Below are 18,974 nucleotides of genomic sequence, written 5' to 3' on the forward strand. Positions count from 1 at the left end.
CCCCGTCGGGCAGCGAGACGGGCCGCCGGCTGAGTTCAGCCGGCGCGGCCGCGCAGTCATCGCCCGCAGGGACGGGTCAGCTGCCCTTCGGCCGCGGGGCCAGCCAGGCCAGGGAGGCGGTGACCAGGGCGCGGACGCCCATGTCGAGAGTGGGCTGGACGACCGGCGCGAAGCGGGAGCTGTGGTTGCTGGGGATGTCCCGGTCGACGGTCCCGGCGCGCTCGGCCTTGCGGTAGGTGTCGGGGTCGATGCCGCCGAGGCCCCAGTAGCTGGACGGGCACCCGAGGCCCGCGGGGAGTTCGCCGAAGTCCTCGCTGGCCGGGACGAGACCGACCGTCAGCGCCCGGTCCCGCCCGAAGGACGCCTCGAACGCGGCGGCGATCCGGCTGGTCGCCTCCTCGTCGTTGTCGGTGACGAAGAACTCGCTCAGGGTCTCGAACTCCGGGTCGCGGTCCGCGCCGGAGGCGGCGCACTCGCTGGTCACGATCCTGCGGACGGCGGTCAGGATGCGGGTGCGTGCCTCCTCGTCGAACGAGCGGATGTTGAGCTGGAGCTCGGCGGTGTCCGGGATGATGTTGGGCCCGCTGCCCGCCCTGATCGAGCCGACGGTGACCACTGCGGGCGTGGTGGCGGAGATCTCGCGCGCCACGACGGTCTGGAGGCGGATGACGACCATGGCGGCCAACACCACCGGGTCGATCGCGCGTTCGGGCATGGAGCCGTGCGCGCCCCGCCCGTGCAGGGTGACGCGGAGGCTGTCGGAGGCCGCCATCATGACGCCGGACCTGGTGAGGACGGATCCGGCGGGCGCGGGCAGCACGTGCTGGCCCAGCGCCACGTCGGGGCGCGGAATCCGCTGGGCGAGACCGTCGTCGACCATCGCCCTGGCACCCGAACCGTTCTCCTCGTTCGGCTGGAAGAGCACGACCAGCGTGCCCTGCCAGACGTCGGTGCCGGCAGCCAGCAGCCGGGCCGCGCCCAGCAGGCAGGTGACGTGCACGTCGTGGCCGCACGCGTGCATCACCGGATGCTCCACGCCGTCACTGTCGGTGCCGGTCGCGGCGGAGGCGTAGGGCAGGCCCGTCTGTTCGCGCACGGGCAGCGCGTCCATGTCCGCGCGCAGCAGGACCGTCGGCCCTTCACCGTTGTGCAGCACGCCGATGACGCCCGTCTGCCCGACCTCCTCGGTGACCTCGTAGTCCCACTCGTTCAGCGCCTGGGCGACGTGACCCGCCGTGCGGTGCTCCTGGAATCCGAGCTCCGGGTGCTGGTGCAGGTCCTTGTAGAAACTCTCCAGGCTCTCGCGGACGTCCCCGAGCCCGGACAGTACGGCTTCGGCTGCCGAGGCCGTCACCGGGTCGCCGGAGTTGCCGGAGTCGGTGGACTCGGAGGAGCCGCCGGACGCGGTCGAACCGCTGGCGTCGGTCATGGCAGGGGCCTTTCCGTGAGAGATGTGCCCCGGGGACAGTGATGTGCCCCGCGGGGGGCGTCGGGGCGGGCGTGAGGGTGCCGGCTGCGCGGCGGTTCGGCGGCCGGGGCGGCCCGGGCGCGGCCTACCGTGACGGGATGGCCGAGAGCATGAACGCACGTGCGCAGTGTTCGGTGCTGTTCCTGGCGGCGGCGTCCGGCTCCGTCGACGCGCTGGCGCTGACCGCACTCGGCCACGTGTTCGCGGGCGTGATGACAGGCAACCTCGTGCTGATGGGGGTCACCGCGGGCAGCGGCGGCGCACGCGGGCTGCCCGCCGCGCTCGCCCTCGCCGGGTACGTGGCGGGCACCGTGCTGGCCGCCAGGGTGTGCCGCGGTGCGGACACCGGCGCGCGGCCCGGCGGCTGGCCGAAGCGGGTGGTGGGGTGCCTGTGGCTGGAGGTGCTGCTGCTGGGCGGGTTCGCCGGGGTGGCGGCCTCCTCGGGCGGCGCGCCCGAGGGAGAGTGGCGGACCGTGCTGCTGGTGACGGCGGCGACGGCGATGGGCCTCCAGTCCTCGGCCATGCTCGCGGGCGGCTCCATGGCGGCGCCGAGCACGTACTTCACCGGCACGCTCACCGCCCTGTTCGCCCAACTGCCCGCGGGCGGCCCGCCGCCCAGCACCTGGGCCGGGCTCCGGCTGGTCGCCGTCGTGGCAGGCGGGGCGGCCGCCGCCGGTCTGCGGATCGTGGCGGCGCCCGCGGCCTTCGCGTGTCCTGCCGTGCTCCTCCTGGTGGCGCTGGCCTGCCAGCGGGCCGGCGCCGCCCGTACCGCCTTGCCGGCGGTACGGGCAGGCCTGCGGCGGTCGCCGGGAGGACGGCGGGAGCGCCGAGGGCGACGGGGATGACGGGGGTGAAGGCTGGCGGCCGGATCCTGTCCCGGTGCCCGCTTCGGGGGCCGGTGCGCGGTGTGCCACGAGAAGGGGGTTCCACCGCGAGCCCGGCAACGACACGACCCGTTCAGGGGCGTTAGGCAGTAAATCACCCAAATGCGAGTTTCCTACCAAGCACACGATCTGTGAAGCTGGTGAAACTCATGGTGACCGTCCCCTACATCAGGAGTACTGGTGATTCTCTCGATCTCGGGTGTCGTGCTGTTGGGCCTGATCGTCTTCCTGTTCTTCCGGAAGGACAATCTCAAGGTCTCCCACGCGCTGGTGTGCGCCCTCTTCGGCTTCTACATCGCGGGCACCGCGATGGCACCCGGCATCAAAGCGGGAGGTGAAAGCCTGGCGAGCCTCCTCGGCGGCATCAAGTTCTAGTCGTCGGCGCGGGTCCGCGGCCGACGCGGCGGACCCGCGGCGAGCAGGCCAGGGAGGAGCTGGGCGTGGGCCGGTGGGCGAAGACGCCGAGGACGCCGAAACCGCTGAAACCGCTTGAACCGCTGAAACCGCCAAAGACACAGCCGCTGTCGTGGCGTGGCGCTCGAAGTGCCGGGCGGGGTGCGGCGCGGGCGGGGGTCGACGGGGTCCTCGACGTGCTGCATCCCGTGCTGGTGCTCTGCCGCGGGGTGCGGTGCCTCACGGTCCGCGGCAGGGCCTGGTGGGACCGCACGCCGAGGGAACGGCGGGGTCCCGCGCTGTTCGTCGCCGCGGCGTGCGGTGCCCTGGTGTGGGTGCTGCCCTTCGGCCCCGTGCTGGCGGCGCTGGGCCTGCTGGCCGCCGCAGGATGGTACGGGAGGGAGGGCGCGACGAGGCCCGCCGCGCGCACGGGGCCCAGCGTCGAGGAGTGCGCGCGCCTGAGGGCGCTCTACGAGGCGCTGGTGCCCTACTTCGCGCCGGCGGAGGATCCGCACCACGAGCCGCTGTACGTCCCCGGGGGTGCGTGGGAGCGCGTCTTCGAGGAGTTCGCGTTCCGCGACGGGCGGATCAGCGACCTGCTGCTGAGCTACCCGGCCGCGTTCCTCGACGGCGAGCCCGAGGAGCGGCTGCGGGTCGAGCGCGTGCTGGCGGCCAAGACCGGCCGGGGGCGCGAGTACCGCTTCAGCTGGGATATGGAGGGCAACCGGCTGGAGATGGCGGCACTCGCACCGCTCCCCTGCGGCGTACTGGCCCGGCCGTTCGTCACGGCGCCCGGCGAGACGGTGCTCGGCTTCACGGACGGCTACGAGGTCCGGCGCACCGTTCCCGTGCACTTCCTGGGCGCGGCCGCCCCCCTCGACGTACCGCCCGTGGTGTGGCGCACCGGGCACCGCGCGACGGAGCCACACCTGCTGGCCGTGGGAACGCCGGGGGCCGGGACGAGTTCGCTGCTGCGCTCGCTCGCGCTCCAGGCGCTGCACCGGGGCGAGGTGCTGTTCGTCGACGGCGACGGGGGCGGCGAGTTCTCCTGTTTCGCGGCGCGCCACGGAGTGCTGGGCGTGGAGTCGACGCTGCCCGGCGCGCTGTCCGCGCTGGAGTGGGCGGCACGGGAGACCGAGCGGCGGTTGCTGGTGACCAGCAGGGCAAGACAGCGCGGCGAGCCGGTGCCCGAGGAGGTCAGGCAGCCGCTGTGGATCGTGCTGGACCGGCCCGCGGCGCTCAGCCATCTCGCGGACGCCGAGGAGAGGATCGACCCGCAGCAGTTGCTGCGGGTGCCGCTGCGGCACGGCCGCGCCGCCGGCGTGACCGTCGTGGTGGCCGAGCAGTTCGAGGATCTGGACATGCTCACGGACACCGTTTTGGCGCACGCCAGGGCCAGGGTGGTGCTCGGCTCCGTGTCGCCCGGGCAGGCGGGAGCCGTGCTCGGTGAGGCACCGCAGACCGGCCCGGGAGCGCACGTGGCGCGCGGCCGGGGGTTCGCCAGACTGGGCCAGGGGCCGGTGCTGCGGCTGCAGGTGCCCGCCACGCCCGACCCGTTGGACGAGACGGTGGGTGAGCCCGAACGGCTGGCGGTCGGCCAGTTGCTGCCGGCGTCCGTGCACGAGCCGTCCACGGGCGAGGGCGCGGCGGCCACCGCGTTCCGGGTCGCCCCTCCGCGGGAGGGCCAGGCCACGTAGGAGCGGGGCAGGCCCCTTACTGCAAGGGTCAGGCCACGTAGGAGCGGGGCAGGTCGGAGGGGGTGGGGGCGCCGGAGCGTACGAGGTCGGCGGCGGCCGCGAGCCGTCCCGCGGCCTCCCTGGCGAGCGGCTCGGCGATGGTGAACGGGAGCCGGACGAACCCCTCGAAGGCGCCGTCCACACCGAACCGCGGACCCGACGGCACGCGCACGCCCAGCTGTTCGGCCGCCTCGGCGATCCGGGACCCGGACAGACCACCGGTGCGCACCCACAGAGTGAGGCCGCCGTGCGGCACGGTGAACTCCCAGTCGGGCAGCAGGTCGCGCACGGCAGCGGTGAGCGCCTCGCGGTTCTCCCTGGCCCGCGCGCGGCGGAGCGTGACGGCCTGTTCCCAGCCGTCGCCCGACAGCAGTTCGCTGACGGCGAGCTGTTCGAGGACGGGGCTGCCCAGGTCGGCGTAGGCGCGGGCCGCGGTGAGACTGCGGATCACCTCGGGTGCGGCGCGGATCCAGCCGATGCGCAGCCCGGCCCAGATGGACTTGCTGACGGAGCCGACGGTGATGACGGTCGAACCGCCCGGGTCGTAGGCCGCCATGGGCGGGGGCATCTCCAGGCCAGGGGACCCGGTGGCGGGGGTGCCGGTGGCCCCCGGCGGTCCGAGCGGCAGTTCGGCCATGGTCTCGTCGGCGATGAGGACCGTGCCCGAGGCACGGGCCGCGCCGATCAGTTCGCGGCGCTGCTCCGCGTCGGCCAGGGCGCCCGTCGGGTTGTGGAAGTCCGCGACGACGTACCCGAGCCGGGGCGCGGCCTCGCGCAGGGTGCGGTGCCAGGCGGGCAGGTCCCATCCGGCGAGCCGGTCGGCCATGGGTACCGGGACGAGGCGGCCGCCGGTCTCGCGCAGCAGTTGCAGGATGTTGGCGTAGGAAGGGTGTTCGACGGCGATGCGCTCCCCGCGCGGCACCAGCAGCCGGGCCAGGGCGGCCACACCGCCCATGGCGCCGGTGGTGACCATGATCTGCTGCGGCATGGTGGGTACGCCCAGCGCGGTGTAGCGCGCGGCGACCGTCTCCCGCAGCACGGGCAGCCCCGCCGGGTAGTCGCCGTGGGTGTGCGCGTAGGGGGCCAGGGCCGGCAGTGCCCGCTGGAAGGCCTCGCTCATGTACGGCTCGGGGGCGGGCAGCGCGGCGCAGCCCAGGTCGATGACGGTGCCCTCGTTCTCCGGCGGGAGGGGGTCGAGTCCACGGGTGGGCAGTGGCTTGCCCGCCGGCACGGTGGTCCAACTGCCGGAGCCGCGGCGCGATGCGAGGAACCCGTCGGCGCGCAGCGCCTCGAAGGCCGCGGCGACGGTGGTACGGCTCACCGACAGCGCGGACGCGAGTTCCCGCTCGGCGGGCAGCCGGGTCGCGACGGGGATACGGCCCTCCAGGACGAGCAGCCGCAGGCCGTCGGCCAGGGAACGGTAAGCGGGCACCTTGCGCGCTACGTCGGCGGCGCTCCCGCCCGCAAGCACGCTTCCCGGAGCGATCAGGTCCCGCGCCGCTCCCTTGGCCTCGCGCCGCACCGAGTGCTGCGAACCCAGGAGCCGCGCGAGCTGCACGGCGCCCACCGCGGAGTTCCAGTGCGCCATCTCTTCGGTCCACCTCTCCGAGATTGGCCATAGAAATGGCCTGCTTCCATGCCACAGAGTGCCACGCGACGGTCCACCGGCACGAGAAGGGGTAGGTCTTTGTCCACATCGAGAGGTTCCGGCAGTTCCGGCGGTTCCAGCAGGCGTCTGCCCCGTCGGCTCGTCCAGCTGTACGTGGGTCTCGTGCTGTACGGGGCGAGCGCGGCGCTGATGGTCCGCGCGGAGCTGGGACTGGACCCGTGGGACGTCTTCCACCAGGGGGTGTCCGAACACACGGGCCTGTCCATCGGCACCGTCTCGATCGTCGTCGGGGCGCTGGTGCTGCTGTTGTGGTGGCCGCTGCGGGAGCGCCCCGGGCTGGGCACGGTCTCCAACGTCTTCCTGGTCGGTCTGTCGATGGACGCCACCTTGTGGCTGCTGCCGCACGCGGACGCGCTCGTCTTCCGGATCGGGCTGCTGGTCGCCGGTGTGGTGCTGAACGGCGCCGCGACCGGCCTCTACATCTCTGCGCGCTTCGGCCCGGGGCCCCGTGACGGGCTGATGACGGGGCTGCACAGGGTCACGGGCCGCTCCATCCGGCTCGCGCGAACGGGGATCGAGGTGGCGGTGCTGATCAGCGGCATCCTGCTGGGCGGCGCCTTCGGCGTGGGGACGGTGCTGTACGCGCTGGCGATCGGCCCGCTCGCCCAGTTCTTCCTCCGCGTCTTCGCCCTGCCCGAGCAACAGGGCACCGGGGGCACCGGGGGCACCGGGGGCACCGGCGTAGAGGGTGCCGCGGGCTCGGGCGCAGAGGGTGCCGCAGCCTCCGGCGCGGAGAGCGCGGAGAGCACGAAGGGTACGCAGCGCGCCTCTCGGGTGGTGGCCCGTGGCGGCCGGCAGCGGCGCGCGATACTGCGGCGGTGACGAACGTACGACCGACAGACGGCCGTTCCCCCGGCCCCGCGCATCCCTTCCTGGCCCACCCGGCACCGCTGGCCTTCGCACACCGGGGCGGTGCCGCCTCGGGCCTGGAGAACACCCACGCGGCCTTCGCCCGCGCCGCCGAGCTCGGCTACCGCTACATGGAGACCGACGTCCACACCACCGCCGACGGCGCCCTGGTGGCCTTCCACGACGCGACGCTGGACCGCACCACGGACGCCGACGGCCCGATCGCCGGGCTGAGCCTGGCCGAGGTGCGCAGGGCCCGGGTGGCGGGCAGGGAGCCGATACCGCTCTTCGCCGACCTGCTGCGCTCGCTGCCCCGCGCACGCTGGAACATCGACGTCAAGGCCGCGGACGCGCTCGTCCCCCTGCTGGAGTTGCTGGAGCGCGAGGACGCCTGGGACCGGGTGTGCGTCGGCTCGTTCGACGAGGCGCGGGTGGCCAGGGCACGGGCGCTGGCCGGGCCGCGGCTGCTGACCTCGCTGGGCACCGGCGGAGTCCTGGCCCTGCGGATGCGCGCCTGCCGGCTGCCCTGGCGGCTGCCGAGGGGCGCCGGGTGCGCTCAGGTGCCCGAACGGCACGGCCTGGTACGGGTCGTGGACCGCGCCTTCGTACGGGCGGCGCACGCGCGCGGGCTCCAGGTGCACGTGTGGACGGTCAACGACCGCGCACGCGCCGAGGCGCTGCTGGACCTGGGCGTCGACGGCATCATGACCGACCAGCTGGAGATGGTGCGCGAGGTGTTCACCGAGCGCGGTGTCTGGCCGCGGGACTGAACGGGCAGGGCGGAGCCGGCCGGGCGGTCTGGCGGTCCCTGAGCCGGAGGCTCGGCGGGGAGGGCGGCGCTCAGCCGACGGCGCGGTCGAGAAAGCTACCGACGGCCCGCGCGAATCCGTCCGGGTCGTCCTCGTACAGCCAGTGGCCGCAGCCGGGGAAGGCGACCAGTTCGGTGCGGGGGCGTTCGTCTGCCATCCGGCGGGCCACCCGCTCGGACAGCATGAAGCTGTGCTCGGCGCGCATCAGCAGCGCGGGTTGCCCGGAAGCCCGCCACCAGGCGCTCAGGTCCCCGGCGAAGGCGCGCTGCGAGGCCATCATGGCGCCGGGGTCGCACAGCAGCCCCCAGCCGTCGTGGAACTCGGCGGCGCTGTCCAGAAAGTAGCCCGCGTCCGGAACGCCGTGCGCCTCGATGGCGGAACCGAGCGCGCGGCGGCTCGCGGCGCGGCGCGGCCACCTCGAACAGTCGAGCACGGGATGGGCTTCGGGTTCCCGGTTGAGCACGGTCATGTCGGCGACGAGCAGGGCGCGGACCCGCTCGGGGGCCCGCGCGGCGAGGACGAAGGCGACGGCGCCGCCCATGGAGTGGCCGAGTACGGCGGCGGAGGGGATGGCGAGCGCGTCCAGGAGGGCCGCGGCGTCGTCGGCGTAGGCCTCGGGAGCGTAGGTGTCCGCCCGGTCGGAGTGGCCGTGGCCGCGCTGGTCGGGGGCGAGAAGGCGGTAGCGGCCGGCGAGCGCGCGGGCCAGCGGTGCGAAGATCCGGCCGCGTCCGAAGTGACCGTGCAGGGCCAGGAGTGCGGGCCTGGGGCCTTGCGAGTCGAGGTAGGTGACGCGGCGGCCGCCGACGGTGGCGGTGCGCTCGGCCGGTCCTGACGCGCCCTGTGGCTGCTCGCGGTCCTGTGACACGGCGGGGCACTCCTCACGGTACGGGGGCGGATCAACGGGGGGGGGATCAGCGGATACCAGCAGGCCCCCGGAAGGAAGGCGGGCCCGCGAAGGGCGTGCGGGCGCCGCTCAGCCTGCCAGACGCCCGGGCGAGAGCTCGGGGCCTTTCCGTCGCCGGAGCGGCGGACTGTAGTCTCCCCGCACCGGTTTCGAAGATCGTCCGACGATCAGCACACGATCGCCCGACGAGCGGTACGGGCCGTGAAGCGGGGTACGGGGAGGAACGGAATGGGCGCGGTCACGGCACAGGCACCACAGGGCGAGGGCGACGCGGAGCCCGGCGCGTTCGGCGACGTACGGGAGCGGCGGCGCGAGCAGCGCGGCTGGTGCTTCTACGACTGGGCCAACTCCGTCTTCTCCACCAGCGTGCTCACCGTCTTCCTCGGCCCGTACCTGACCGAGGTGACCAAGGCGGCGGCGGACGCGGACGGGTACGTGCACCCGCTGGGCATCCCGGTGCGCGCCGGCTCCTTCTTCCCGTACGCGGTCTCGGCCTCCGTGCTGCTGTCGGTGCTGGTGATGCCGCTGGCCGCCGCGTTCGCCGACCGCACAGGACGCAAGAAGCCGCTGCTGGGGGCCGCGGCCTACCTGGGTGCCGGAGCGACGACGGGCATGTACTTCCTGGACGGCGACCGCTATCTGCTCGGCGGCGTGCTGCTGGTGGTCGCCAACGTCAGCTTCGCCGTCTCGGTCGTGCTCTACCACGCCTTCCTGCCGCAGATCGCGCCGCCCGAGGAGCGCGACGCGGTCTCCTCACGCGGCTGGGCGTTCGGCTACGGCTCCGGGGCGCTCGTGCTGGTGGCGAACCTGGGGCTGTTCCTGGGCCACGACGCGCTGGGCGTGACCGAGTCGGTGGCCGTCCGGATCTGCCTGGCCTCGGCGGGCCTGTGGTGGGCCGTCTTCACCGTCGTACCGCTGCTGCGCCTGCGGGAGCGGCCCGTCGCCGCACGGCACGGGGCGGGGCGCGCCCCCTTCGGGCAGGGGTTCCGCCAGTTGGCCGGAACGCTGAGACAGTTGCGCCGCTATCCGCTGACCCTGCTCTTCCTGCTGGCGTACCTGCTCTACAACGACGGCATCCAGACCGTGATCACCCAGGCGTCGGTCTACGGCTCCGAGGGCCTCGGGCTCGACCAGACGACGCTGATCGGCGCCATCCTGCTGGTGCAGGTGCTCGCCGTGGCGGGTGCTCTGCTGCTGGGCAGGCTCGCGGCCCGGTACGGCGCCAAGCGCACCATCCTGGGCTCGCTCGTGGCCTGGACGGTGACGGTGGCCGCGGGCTACTTCCTGCCCCGCGAGGAGCCGGTGTGGTTCTACGCGCTGGCGGTGGGCATCGGTCTCGTGCTGGGCGGCAGCCAGGCGCTGTCCCGCTCCCTCTTCTCGCACCTGGTGCCCGCCGGCAAGGAGGCGGAGTACTTCGCGCTGTACGAGATCAGCGACCGCGGCACCAGCTGGCTGGGGCCGCTGGTGTTCGGTCTCGCCTTCCAGCTGACGGGCGACTACCGGTACGCGATCCTGTCGCTGGTGGTCTTCTTCGCCCTCGGTTTCGCCCTGCTGGCGCGGGTACCCGTACGGCGCGCGGCGGCGGCCGTGGGCAACGTCGCACCGGGCCGGATTCAGACCTGATTTAGACCTGGGGGTGCCGGGCCGGTAGTGTACGCCCTTGGCCCACCGGACTGACCCGTTACTGCGTGCAGAAGAGATGCGAACAGTGGGTGACATCTCCTGTCATTTGTGACAAACCGGTCATCGGCGGGTACCGCAGATCAACGAAGCGGCGGCACGAGGAGCAGCGGCGTGCGGCCCCTCCGTCACGAGTGGAGGTGCGTGACGGGTGGGTGATCTCCCCACGCGGGAATCTTCACCGGCGGCCGGACGTTGACCGGATGACGACGACAGCGACACCTGTCCTGTGGGCGACCAGCCCGGGAGGCACGAATTCATGAGTGAGCGAGCTCTTCGCGGCACGCGACTCGTGGTGACCAGCTACGAGACCGACCGCGGTATCGACCTGGCTCCGCGCCAGGCCGTGGAGTACGCATGCCAGAACGGACATCGATTCGAGATGCCGTTCTCGGTAGAGGCCGAGATTCCGTCCGAGTGGGAGTGCAAGGTGTGCGGCGCACAGGCCCTCCTGGTCGACGGCGAGGGTCCCGAGGAGAAAAAGAGCAAGCCCGCGCGTACGCACTGGGACATGCTCATGGAGCGGCGCACCCGCGAGGAGCTCGAGGAGGTCCTCGCCGAGCGGCTCGCCGTGCTGCGTTCGGGCACCATGAACCTCGCGGTGCACCCCCGTGACGACAGCGGGAACAAGCGCAAGTCCGCCTGACCCCCGTCGGCCAAGGCGCCGAGTACACGACGAGAGGGCCCGGCCCACGCGAGCGCAGCGTGGACCGGGCCCTCTCGTACGTCCCGGCTGCGCGGGCCGCTCTCGTATGTCCCGGCTGCGTGGACTGCTCTCGTACGTCCGTCCGGTCCGGACCTACGTGCCCGGACCGGTCAGGACACGAGAGGCGCTCAGCGCCCCTGCTCGCCGCCGCGCCCGCGCTCCGCGTCACGGCCCTGTCCCCCACCGCGCTCCTGTGGCTCGTCGTCGCGGACGACCTCGCCCTGGACGACCTTGCCGTCGGGGCGGTGCATGCGTGCCTGCTGCTCGGCCGCCCGCGCCTGCTGGTAGGTGTCACCGAGGCCGCCCGGCGGGAAGCCGCTGCGCCGCTGAAGGAACCGCTCGGTGGTGCCGCGCAGCAGCTTGGCGGTCGGCGGGAAGAGGCACAGCAGTCCGGCCACGTCCGTCAGCAGGCCCGGGATCATCAGCAGCAGACCGCCCAGCATGGCGGTGCCGTTGCCACCGCGGCCGTGCGCCCCGGTCTTCTCGTCGGGGGACGTGCCGTCGGGCCGGCCACCGGCCCTGGCCTGGTCCTGGGCGTGCTGCACCGTCTCGGCGAGGTTGTTCCAGGCGCGGCGGCCCGCTCGCTTGATCACGGCCGAGCCCAGCACCAGGCCCGCGACCAGCACAAGGAACACGGTGAACCCGCCGGCCGCCTCCCCCACCAGGATCAGCAGCCAGATCTCCAGCACGATCCACGCCGCGACGGCCAGCGGTACCAGCGTCCGGGCACGGGAACGGGGCGGCCTAGGCGGCGGGGCGCCGCCGGAACCGGAACCTTCCCCTCGCCCCGGACCGCCGCCTCCACCGCCCGAGTCCTGTCCTGAGGGCCCGTACGGAAAGGGTGCGCGCGTCGTCATGTCTCCAGTGTGCCTGGCGGCGCGTAGGGAAGGGGTCAGTGCTCCTTGCGGTGGGTGACCTTCTTGACCCGGTCCTCGACGCCCCACGCCGCGATCCGCCACAGGGCCTCCGCCACGATGTCCCGGCTCATCTTCGAGTCGCCGCGCTCCCGCTCGACGAAGGTGATCGGCACCTCCACCACGTGGTAGCCGGCGTGCACGGTGCGCCGGGTGAGGTCGACCTGGAAGCAGTAGCCCTGGGAGGTGATGGCGTCCATGTCGATGCCCTCGAGCGTCTCCCTGCGGAAGGCGCGGAAGCCCGCCGTCACGTCCCGCACGTCCACGTCCAGGAGCAGCCGCGAGTAGGTGCTGGCACCCCGCGAGAGGAACTCCCGGGACTTGGGCCAGTTGACGATGCGGCCGCCGGGCACCCAGCGGGACCCGATGACCAGGTCGGCGCCGCCCAGCGCGGTCAGCAGCCGGGGCAGCTCCTCGGGCGGGTGGGAGCCGTCGGCGTCCATCTCGACCAGCACGCCGTAGCCGGCCTCGATGCCCCAGCGGAAGCCCGCCAGGTAGGCGGCGCCCAGACCCTCCTTGCCCTTGCGGTGCAGCACGTGCACGTGGGCGTCCTCGGCGGCGATCTCGTCGGCGATCTTGCCGGTGCCGTCCGGGCTGTTGTCGTCGGCGACGAGGATGTGCGCCTCGGGCACGGCCTCCCGCACCCGGGAGACGACGGGTCCCAGGTTGTCGGCCTCGTTGTAGGTCGGGATGATGACCAGGGCTGTGCCGAGGGGGCCGTACCGCCGCTGTCCGCCGTCCTTCACTGGTGCTGCCCCTCCGTTTGAGCCTGTCGGTCGTGCTGATCGTGGTCGGTGCCTTGCGGTGCTTCCCCCTGCCCTTCGGCACCCGCGGCGGCCGTGGTCGGGGCCGCCCCCTCGCGGGCGCCGCGCTTCCTGCGGCCGAGGAGCCAGGCCCCGGCGCAGGCGAGCACGCCCACGATAGCGATCACCCACTCGGGAGCCGCACCGACGCGGTCGGCGACGGTGAGATCGTCGCGCAGCGGGAGCGTGCCGGTCAGCACGTCCTGGGTGAACTCCTGTGTCCGCTGCGTGACGGTACCGTCGGGCGCGACGATGGCGCTGATGCCGCTGGTCGCCGCCGTCACCACGGCGCGCCCGTGCTCGATGGCGCGCAGCTTGGACATCACCAGCTGCTGCTCGGGCTGGCCTGTGTTGCCGTAGGTGGCGTTGTTGGTCTGGACGACGAGTGCGCGGGCGCCGTCCTTGACGGTGTCCCGGGGGATCTCGTCGTAGGCGACCTCGAAGCAGATGACGTCGCCCAGCCGGGCGGGCCCCGTCTGGAGCACCCCGGTGTGGTCACCCGGGTAGAAGTCCCTGGGGATCTGCTGGAGACGCGTGATGACCTTGCTGAGCTGGTCGCGGAAGGGCACGTACTCGCCGAACGGCACCGGGTGCTGCTTGGTGTAGGAGGCCCCTGGCCCCTTCTTCGGGTCCCAGACGATGCCCTGGTTCTCGACGTAGCCCTGCTTGGTGGGGTGGTCGACGAGAGCCCCGACGAGGACGGGAACGCCGACGGCCTTGACGGCCTCCTCGATGCGGTCGCCCGCCTCGGGGTACTTGTAGGGGTCGAGGTCGGAGGAGTTCTCCGGCCAGATCACCAGGTCCGGCTTCGGTTCCTTGCCCTGCTTGATCCGCTCGGCGAGGTCGAGGGTGGCTTCGACGTGGTTGTTGAGGATCTGCATGGGCCGGCCGAGGAAGTCCATGCCCGGCTGCTGCACGTTGCCCTGGACGACGGCGATGCGGGCCGTGTCGGCGGCCTGGGTCGGTACCGGCACGGCGAACCCGGCGAGGGTGACGGCGGCCGCCAGGGCGAGGGCACCGAGCCCGGTGACGTAGGCGCGGGGGGTGCGGGCGGCGCGGGCGGTGGCCCGGCGCAGCCGCCAGGCGGTGAGCACGACGGCGGCCAGCAGGGTCCCCGTCAGCGCGACCGCGAAGGTGACGAGGGGGGCGCCGCCGAGTGCGGCCAGCGGGGTGAAGGGCGATCCGGTGTTCGCGAAGGCGAGACGTCCCCAGGGGAAGCCCCCGAACGGGAGACGGTCGCGCAGGAACTCCTCGGTCACCCACAGGCAGGCGCCCCACAGCGGCCAGGCGGGCAGCCGCGAGGTGAGCGCGAGCCCGGCGCCGAGGCCGAGCACGAACAGCCCCTGCAGGAAGGCGAGCCCGATCACCGCGTCCCAGCCGACGACGTGCAGCCACGTGAGCAGGACGAGGAAGAAGGGCCAGCCGAACGCCAGCCCCGACCACGCGCCCTGGCGGCCGGTCCGGCCGCGGGTGAGCAGGCTCAGCGCGGCGACGGCCACCAGCGAGAGCGGCCACAGGTCGTACGGTGGGAACGCCAGCGCGAGCGCCACTCCGCTGAGGGCCGCCAGCGCCGTACGGCGCCACTCCCGCCGGGCCAGCGCCGCCAGCCGCCGCAGCCTGCCGGGGCGTTCGGACCTTCCGGGCCGGGGCTCTTGGGAGTCCGGCGGAACGTCACTGCGCGCGACGTGCCCTTCCGCCGGCGCGGTCGCACTCTCCTCGGCGGGCGACGGCTCGGCGGGTGCCGCGCTGACGCCCTCGGGCGCGCTGCGGGGCGCGGCGGGCTTCGCCGTGCGCTCCCGGGAGCCGTCCGGGGAGGAGGCGGGGGTGGTGTCGGGGCCCGATGCCAAGGTCGCGGCCTTCCTAGCAGGTCGTGCGGTGCGGGTCGTGCGGTGGTGAGGTGACCGTACAACGCGCGGGGGCCGCCAGGGGGCCCGGGAGGCGTAAAGCGGTGGGGGCGCGGGCGCGCAGAAGGCCCGGGGACCGGAGGGCGGATCTGCGGATCGGGGCCCGGCGCCCTTCGGGCCGACCTGGGACCCGCTGGCTGCGGATCTACCGAAAGCCGTTGTCTACTGAGCGTCCGGGCCCCGTACCGGGTCACACCCGCCGGCCGGCGGAGGGTTCTGTTCCCCGTGCCGTCGGCGCTGGACCTGGCTCGCAGCGGTGGTGCGCCGGTGCGGTACACCACCCCTGGCCCAGCGGGGTTCGACGACAGCGCGGAAGCTCCCCGGTCGGACGTCCTGTTGGTGGACGCGGCCGAACCTACCCGGCTCCGGGCGTTCGTTGTCAACAGCCCGCCTACCTGGGGTGTTTCTCCAAATCAGCAGGTCAGTAGCGAGATGAGGACCACGGCACGGCGGGCGGAGGGGTCTCGTTCAGCCGTATCGCGCCGCCGACATCACTCGTCCGGCCGTGCGTAGACCGTACGTCCGCCGACCACCGTCCGCAGGCAGACGGGCACTTCGCGGCCCGGCGTCAGATCGGGCAGCCCCGGGGTACCGGAGCGCGGGTCGGTGGACCAGTTGGCCACCCGGGTGTCGGGGGCCTGGACGATGAGCGGCCCGGTGCGCCACACCGCGTAGTCGGCCGGTGCGCCGGGAACGAGGACACCCGCGTCGTCACGGCCGAGCGCGCGCCAGCCGCCGCGCGTGTGCGCGGTGAAGGCGCCGCGCACGGAGATCCGGTGCGCGTGGGTGCGGTGGAAGGCGGCGGCCCTGACGGCCTCCCAGGGGCCGAGCGGGGTGACGGGGCTGTCGGAGCCCAGCGCGAGGGGCACCCCGGCGCGCAGCAGTGCCGCGTACGGGTTGAGGGTGGCGGCCCGTTCGGCGCCCAGGCGCCGCGCGTACATGCCGTCCGTACCGCCCCAGGCCGCGTCGAAGCCCGGCTGCACGGAGGCGGTGAGGGCGAGGTCGGCGAAGTCCGCGACGGTCGCCTCCGTCAGCATCTCGGCGTGCTCGACACGGTGCCGGGCGGCCCGCACGCGGGCCGTGCCGACGCTCTCGGCGGCGCGGCGCACGCCGTCGGTGACGGACCGGATGGCGGCGTCGCCGATGGCGTGGAACCCGGCCTGCAGCCCGGCCTCGGTGCAGGTAGCGACGTGGGTGGCGACGGTGGCGGCGTCCAGTTGGCCGTTGCCTGTGGTGTGGGGCGCGTCCGCGTACGGGGAGCACAGGTGCGCGGTGTGGGAGCCGAGGGAGCCGTCGGCGAACAGGTCGCCCGCCGCGCCGAGGGCACCGAGCTGTCTGACCCGGTCCGCTTCCTTTGCTGACGTGACGAGTTCCGCCCAGTATCCGAAGACCCGAGGTCCCGCTTCCTCCGCGGCGAGTGCGAGGAGGGAGGTGAAGTCCTCCTCGCCGGAGATGTCGGGGCCCGCGCACTCGTGCAGCGCGCCGATGCCGAGCGAGGCGGCGTGCTCCCGGGCGGCCCGCTGGGCCTCGGCACGCTGCTGCGGGGTGAGGGTGGCGTGCGCGGCCTCGCGCACGGCGTGGTGCGCGTCGCCCGTCAGGGGCGCGTCGGCGCTGTACCCCGCGCGGGTGGTGATCCCGGGCACCAGGTCGAGCATCGCCGTGGTGGCGAGGGCGGAGTGGACGTCGATCCGGGTCAGGTACAGCGGGCGTCCACCGGTCGCCTCGTCGAGCTCCGCACGTCCTGGGTGGCGCTGCTCGGGCCAGGCGCTGGCGTCCCACCCCGTGCCCAGCAGCACCCGGTCGTGCGGCCGGTCCTCAGCGTAGGCGCGGACGCGGGCGAGCGCGTCGCCGAGCGTGCGCGCGTCCGACAGGTCGAGGCCCGTCAGCGCCAGTCCGGTCGCCGTGGTGTGGACGTGCGCGTCGGTGAACGCCGGGGTGACGAGGGCGCCGTCGAGGTAGCCGACCTCGTCGACGTTCTCGGCGAACGAGTCGGCAGCGCCCTCCGACCCGATCCAGGCGATGCGCTCGCCCTCCACCACCATCGCGGTCGCGAACGGATCGGCGGGGCTGTGGACCTCGCCGCCGCGCAGCAGCAGGGTGCGGGGCGTGGCGGGGGTTGTGCTGTCGCTCATGGGGACAGTCTCCCGCTTACGGACGCCGCGCCGGTGCGCGGGGGTGGAGCGCGCCCGTGAGGGGTCAGACGCGGGGCGGGCGGGCCTCGTACGGCGTGGACAGGACGACGGTGGTGCGGGTGGAGACCCCGGCCAGGGTGCGGATCCTGGCGAGCAGGTGCTCCAGCTCGATGGGGGTGGCGACGCGCACCTTGAGGATGTAGTTCTCGTCGCCCGCGACGCTGTGGCAGGCCTCGATCTCGGGCACGTCGGCCAGCCGGTCGGCGATGTCGTCCGGGGCGCTGGGGTCGAACGGTTTGACGGAGATGAAGGCCATCATGGGCAGCCCGACGGCCTCGGCGTCCACGAGCGCGGCGTAGCCGCGGATGACGCCGCGCTGCTCGAGGCGGCGTACGCGCTGATGCACGGCCGAGGTGGACAGGCCGGTAGCCTTGCCCAGGTCGGTATAGCTCATCCGCCCGTCCCTGACGAGCAGTTCCACGATCTGACGGTCGAGTTCCTCCACAGCGGATCACCGTAGCGCCCCCGCGCCGTCCGCGCAGCGAGTGCGCCCCGGCGCACGGGGACGGCGCGCCGTGGCACGCGGGGGCAGCACCGGAAGCACGGAACCATGAGGTATGTGATGAAGGCCACACTTATGCACCGGCGTCCAACGGCACGGGGCGATTACGCGTGTGGCACGACGGGAAGTGCTTGCTGTGGCCGGAGCCGAGAGCCCGGCCGTTCCATCAAGGGGGATCACATGCGTACGACGAAGTCCCGCTCCGCTCGCCAGGACACCGCTCACCTGAGCGACGCTCACCAGGGCGAGGCAACTGCCCTTCTGGACGGCTCCGAGGTGTCCGACGAGCCGCCCGGATCCGTTTTCGAGGACGAGATGTACGAAGCCCTCCGCGTCCGGTGTCCCGACTGCGCCCAGGCGATCGCGGTCTTCTCCTCAGAGCGTGAGCTGCCGCGCCACGGGCTGTGCGCCTCACCGTGGAATCCGTTCGGTCTGACGGTGTGCCAGGGCTCCGGCCGCCCGGTGCGGGACGCCGAGCCGTGGGACCGCGAGCCGAAGGAGCACACGGTCGGCGAACTGCTGCGGCTGCCCGAGAGCCTGGACTGGCGCACCCAGCCGTTCTCCCACGTGGTGCTCCCCGGCTCCCGCCCGGCCAGGCGCGCGCACGCCGGGGTCGAGTGACCGCGCGTCACTCCCCCGCACCGGCCTCCACCCCGCTCAGGTAGCCCTCCTCCCGCACCTCCTCCAGCGTGCCGCGGTGCAGGGTCAGGGCATCCGTGGCCAGGCGGCTGAGCGGGCGTTTCCTCCCCCTCGCCTCCGAGGAAGAGCTGAGCGCACAGCGCCGTACGGGCCCGCGTGGATCCCGTACGGCTGGGGACCCGGGCACCCGAGGAGGCGGCCATGGCGAAGGCGAGCACGAAGAGCAGGACAGGCACGAAGAGCAGCACGAAGAGCAGCAGCAACAGTGGCTCCGGCCGGCAGCGGGCGCTGGTCAGGGAGCTGCTGAAGCGGCACGGGACGACCTACGCGCACGACGCCGGCATCACTCTGCGCGACACCCCCATGCCCCTGTACCAGCTGCTGGTCCTCTCCATGCTGCTGTCCGCCCGGATCCGCGCGGACATCGCGGTCGCCAGCGCGCGGGCGCTCACGGACGCGGGCATGAAGAACCCGCGGCGGATGGCCGACGCCACCTGGCAGCAACGGGTGGACGCGCTCGGCGTGGGCGGCTACCGCCGCTACGACGAGCGGACCTCCACGATGCTCGGCGAGGGCGCGGAACTGGTGCTCGAACGGTGGGGCGGCGACCTGCGCAGGCTGCGCAGGAGCGACGACCCCGAGGGCGCCCTGCGTGAGGTGCCCGGCATCGGGCCCATGGGCGTCTCGATCTTCCTGCGCGAGGCCCAGGCGGTGTGGCCTGAATACCAGCCCTACCTGGACGGCAAGGCGCTCCAGGGGGCGCGGAAGCTGGGGCTGCCGGAGTCGGCCGGGAAGCTGGCCGGCATGGTGGGGAAGGACGAGCTGGCGCCGCTGGCGGCCGGGCTGGTGCGGGCGGCGCTCAGCTCGAAGGTGGCCGACGAGGTGCGTCAGGCGGCGGAGGCCTGAGACGCGGGGCGCGGCG

The 18,974-nt window shown here is 73.5% G+C and carries 18 protein-coding genes; 9 read left to right on the forward strand and 9 right to left on the reverse strand.

Translation table 11 applies throughout. The features are described 5' to 3' along the window. Positions 1-76 precede the first annotated feature (76 nt). Positions 77-1,429: an amidohydrolase gene (locus MMF93_RS04410; protein WP_242749719.1), complete on the reverse strand. Its 1,353-nt coding sequence runs from the start codon at positions 1,427-1,429 to the stop codon at positions 77-79. A gap of 137 nt (positions 1,430-1,566) precedes the next feature. Between MMF93_RS04410 and MMF93_RS04415 the strand changes: the two genes are divergently transcribed. From MMF93_RS04415 to MMF93_RS04425, 3 genes are all read left to right on the forward strand, one after another. Next, positions 1,567-2,313 (forward strand): YoaK family protein, encoded by a 747-nt coding sequence (locus tag MMF93_RS04415; RefSeq protein ID WP_242749720.1) that lies wholly within the window; start codon positions 1,567-1,569, stop codon positions 2,311-2,313. A 219-nt stretch (positions 2,314-2,532) separates the two neighbouring features. Further along, positions 2,533-2,727, forward strand: a complete 195-nt coding sequence (locus MMF93_RS04420) for a hypothetical protein (RefSeq protein WP_114015052.1) — start codon at positions 2,533-2,535, stop codon at positions 2,725-2,727. Between the two features lie 215 nt (positions 2,728-2,942). Next, positions 2,943-4,442 carry a P-loop NTPase family protein gene (locus tag MMF93_RS04425; protein WP_341483231.1) on the forward strand — a complete coding sequence of 500 codons (1,500 nt, stop codon included), beginning with the start codon at positions 2,943-2,945 and terminating at the stop codon, positions 4,440-4,442. Between the two features lie 28 nt (positions 4,443-4,470). Here the strand turns inward: MMF93_RS04425 and yczR are convergent, their stop codons facing one another. Beyond that, positions 4,471-6,069 carry a MocR-like transcription factor YczR gene (yczR, locus tag MMF93_RS04430; protein ID WP_242749721.1) on the reverse strand — a complete coding sequence of 533 codons (1,599 nt, stop codon included), beginning with the start codon at positions 6,067-6,069 and terminating at the stop codon, positions 4,471-4,473. Between the two features lie 48 nt (positions 6,070-6,117). Here yczR and yczE point away from each other — a divergent pair, with 48 nt between their 5' ends. Both yczE and MMF93_RS04440 read left to right on the forward strand, forming a co-directional pair. Then, positions 6,118-6,972 (forward strand): membrane protein YczE, encoded by an 855-nt coding sequence (yczE, locus tag MMF93_RS04435; RefSeq protein WP_479685620.1) that lies wholly within the window; start codon positions 6,118-6,120, stop codon positions 6,970-6,972. After that, positions 6,969-7,769 carry a glycerophosphodiester phosphodiesterase family protein gene (locus MMF93_RS04440; RefSeq protein ID WP_242749723.1) on the forward strand — a complete coding sequence of 267 codons (801 nt, stop codon included), beginning with the start codon at positions 6,969-6,971 and terminating at the stop codon, positions 7,767-7,769. The genes yczE and MMF93_RS04440 overlap by 4 nt, the downstream gene beginning before the upstream one ends. A gap of 70 nt (positions 7,770-7,839) precedes the next feature. On the opposite strand, the gene MMF93_RS04445 is transcribed toward MMF93_RS04440, so the two are convergent. After that, positions 7,840-8,673 (reverse strand): alpha/beta fold hydrolase, encoded by an 834-nt coding sequence (locus tag MMF93_RS04445; RefSeq protein ID WP_242749724.1) that lies wholly within the window; start codon positions 8,671-8,673, stop codon positions 7,840-7,842. A gap of 267 nt (positions 8,674-8,940) precedes the next feature. Between MMF93_RS04445 and MMF93_RS04450 the strand changes: the two genes are divergently transcribed. Continuing rightward, positions 8,941-10,335 carry an MFS transporter gene (locus tag MMF93_RS04450; RefSeq protein ID WP_242749725.1) on the forward strand — a complete coding sequence of 465 codons (1,395 nt, stop codon included), beginning with the start codon at positions 8,941-8,943 and terminating at the stop codon, positions 10,333-10,335. A 316-nt stretch (positions 10,336-10,651) separates the two neighbouring features. Continuing rightward, positions 10,652-11,038 carry an RNA polymerase-binding protein RbpA gene (locus MMF93_RS04455; RefSeq protein WP_114015047.1) on the forward strand — a complete coding sequence of 129 codons (387 nt, stop codon included), beginning with the start codon at positions 10,652-10,654 and terminating at the stop codon, positions 11,036-11,038. Between the two features lie 188 nt (positions 11,039-11,226). Here the strand turns inward: MMF93_RS04455 and fxsA are convergent, their stop codons facing one another. The 5 genes from fxsA to MMF93_RS04480 all read right to left on the reverse strand — a co-directional run bounded on the left by fxsA (position 11,227) and on the right by MMF93_RS04480 (position 17,356). Continuing rightward, positions 11,227-11,955 (reverse strand): FxsA family membrane protein, encoded by a 729-nt coding sequence (gene fxsA, locus MMF93_RS04460; protein WP_242749726.1) that lies wholly within the window; start codon positions 11,953-11,955, stop codon positions 11,227-11,229. 35 nt (positions 11,956-11,990) lie between these two features. Further along, on the reverse strand, positions 11,991-12,758 hold the full coding sequence (locus MMF93_RS04465) for a polyprenol monophosphomannose synthase (protein WP_242749728.1): 768 nt from the start codon (positions 12,756-12,758) through the stop codon (positions 11,991-11,993). Then, complete coding sequence (lnt, locus tag MMF93_RS04470; protein ID WP_242749730.1) at positions 12,755-14,662, reverse strand: apolipoprotein N-acyltransferase; 1,908 nt, start codon at positions 14,660-14,662, stop codon at positions 12,755-12,757. The genes MMF93_RS04465 and lnt overlap by 4 nt, the downstream gene beginning before the upstream one ends. A 548-nt stretch (positions 14,663-15,210) precedes the next feature. After that, positions 15,211-16,851, reverse strand: a complete 1,641-nt coding sequence (locus MMF93_RS04475) for an amidohydrolase (protein ID WP_242749732.1) — start codon at positions 16,849-16,851, stop codon at positions 15,211-15,213. Between the two features lie 64 nt (positions 16,852-16,915). Then, positions 16,916-17,356, reverse strand: a complete 441-nt coding sequence (locus MMF93_RS04480) for an Lrp/AsnC family transcriptional regulator (RefSeq protein WP_114024735.1) — start codon at positions 17,354-17,356, stop codon at positions 16,916-16,918. Positions 17,357-17,593: 237 nt separating this feature from the next. Between MMF93_RS04480 and MMF93_RS04485 the strand changes: the two genes are divergently transcribed. After that, positions 17,594-18,034, forward strand: coding sequence for a hypothetical protein (locus tag MMF93_RS04485; RefSeq protein WP_341483232.1), 441 nt, complete (start codon positions 17,594-17,596; stop codon positions 18,032-18,034). A gap of 7 nt (positions 18,035-18,041) precedes the next feature. Here MMF93_RS04485 and MMF93_RS04490 read toward each other — a convergent pair whose 3' ends face one another. Continuing rightward, positions 18,042-18,239 carry a hypothetical protein gene (locus MMF93_RS04490; protein ID WP_242749734.1) on the reverse strand — a complete coding sequence of 66 codons (198 nt, stop codon included), beginning with the start codon at positions 18,237-18,239 and terminating at the stop codon, positions 18,042-18,044. Between the two features lie 14 nt (positions 18,240-18,253). Here MMF93_RS04490 and MMF93_RS04495 point away from each other — a divergent pair, with 14 nt between their 5' ends. Next, entirely contained in the window at positions 18,254-18,958 is a 705-nt protein-coding gene (locus tag MMF93_RS04495) for a hypothetical protein (RefSeq protein ID WP_242749736.1), read from the forward strand. Positions 18,959-18,974: the final 16 nt, after the last annotated feature.

The organism is Streptomyces tubbatahanensis, assembly GCF_022699385.1.
Classification (GTDB): Bacteria; Actinomycetota; Actinomycetes; order Streptomycetales; family Streptomycetaceae; genus Streptomyces; species Streptomyces diacarni.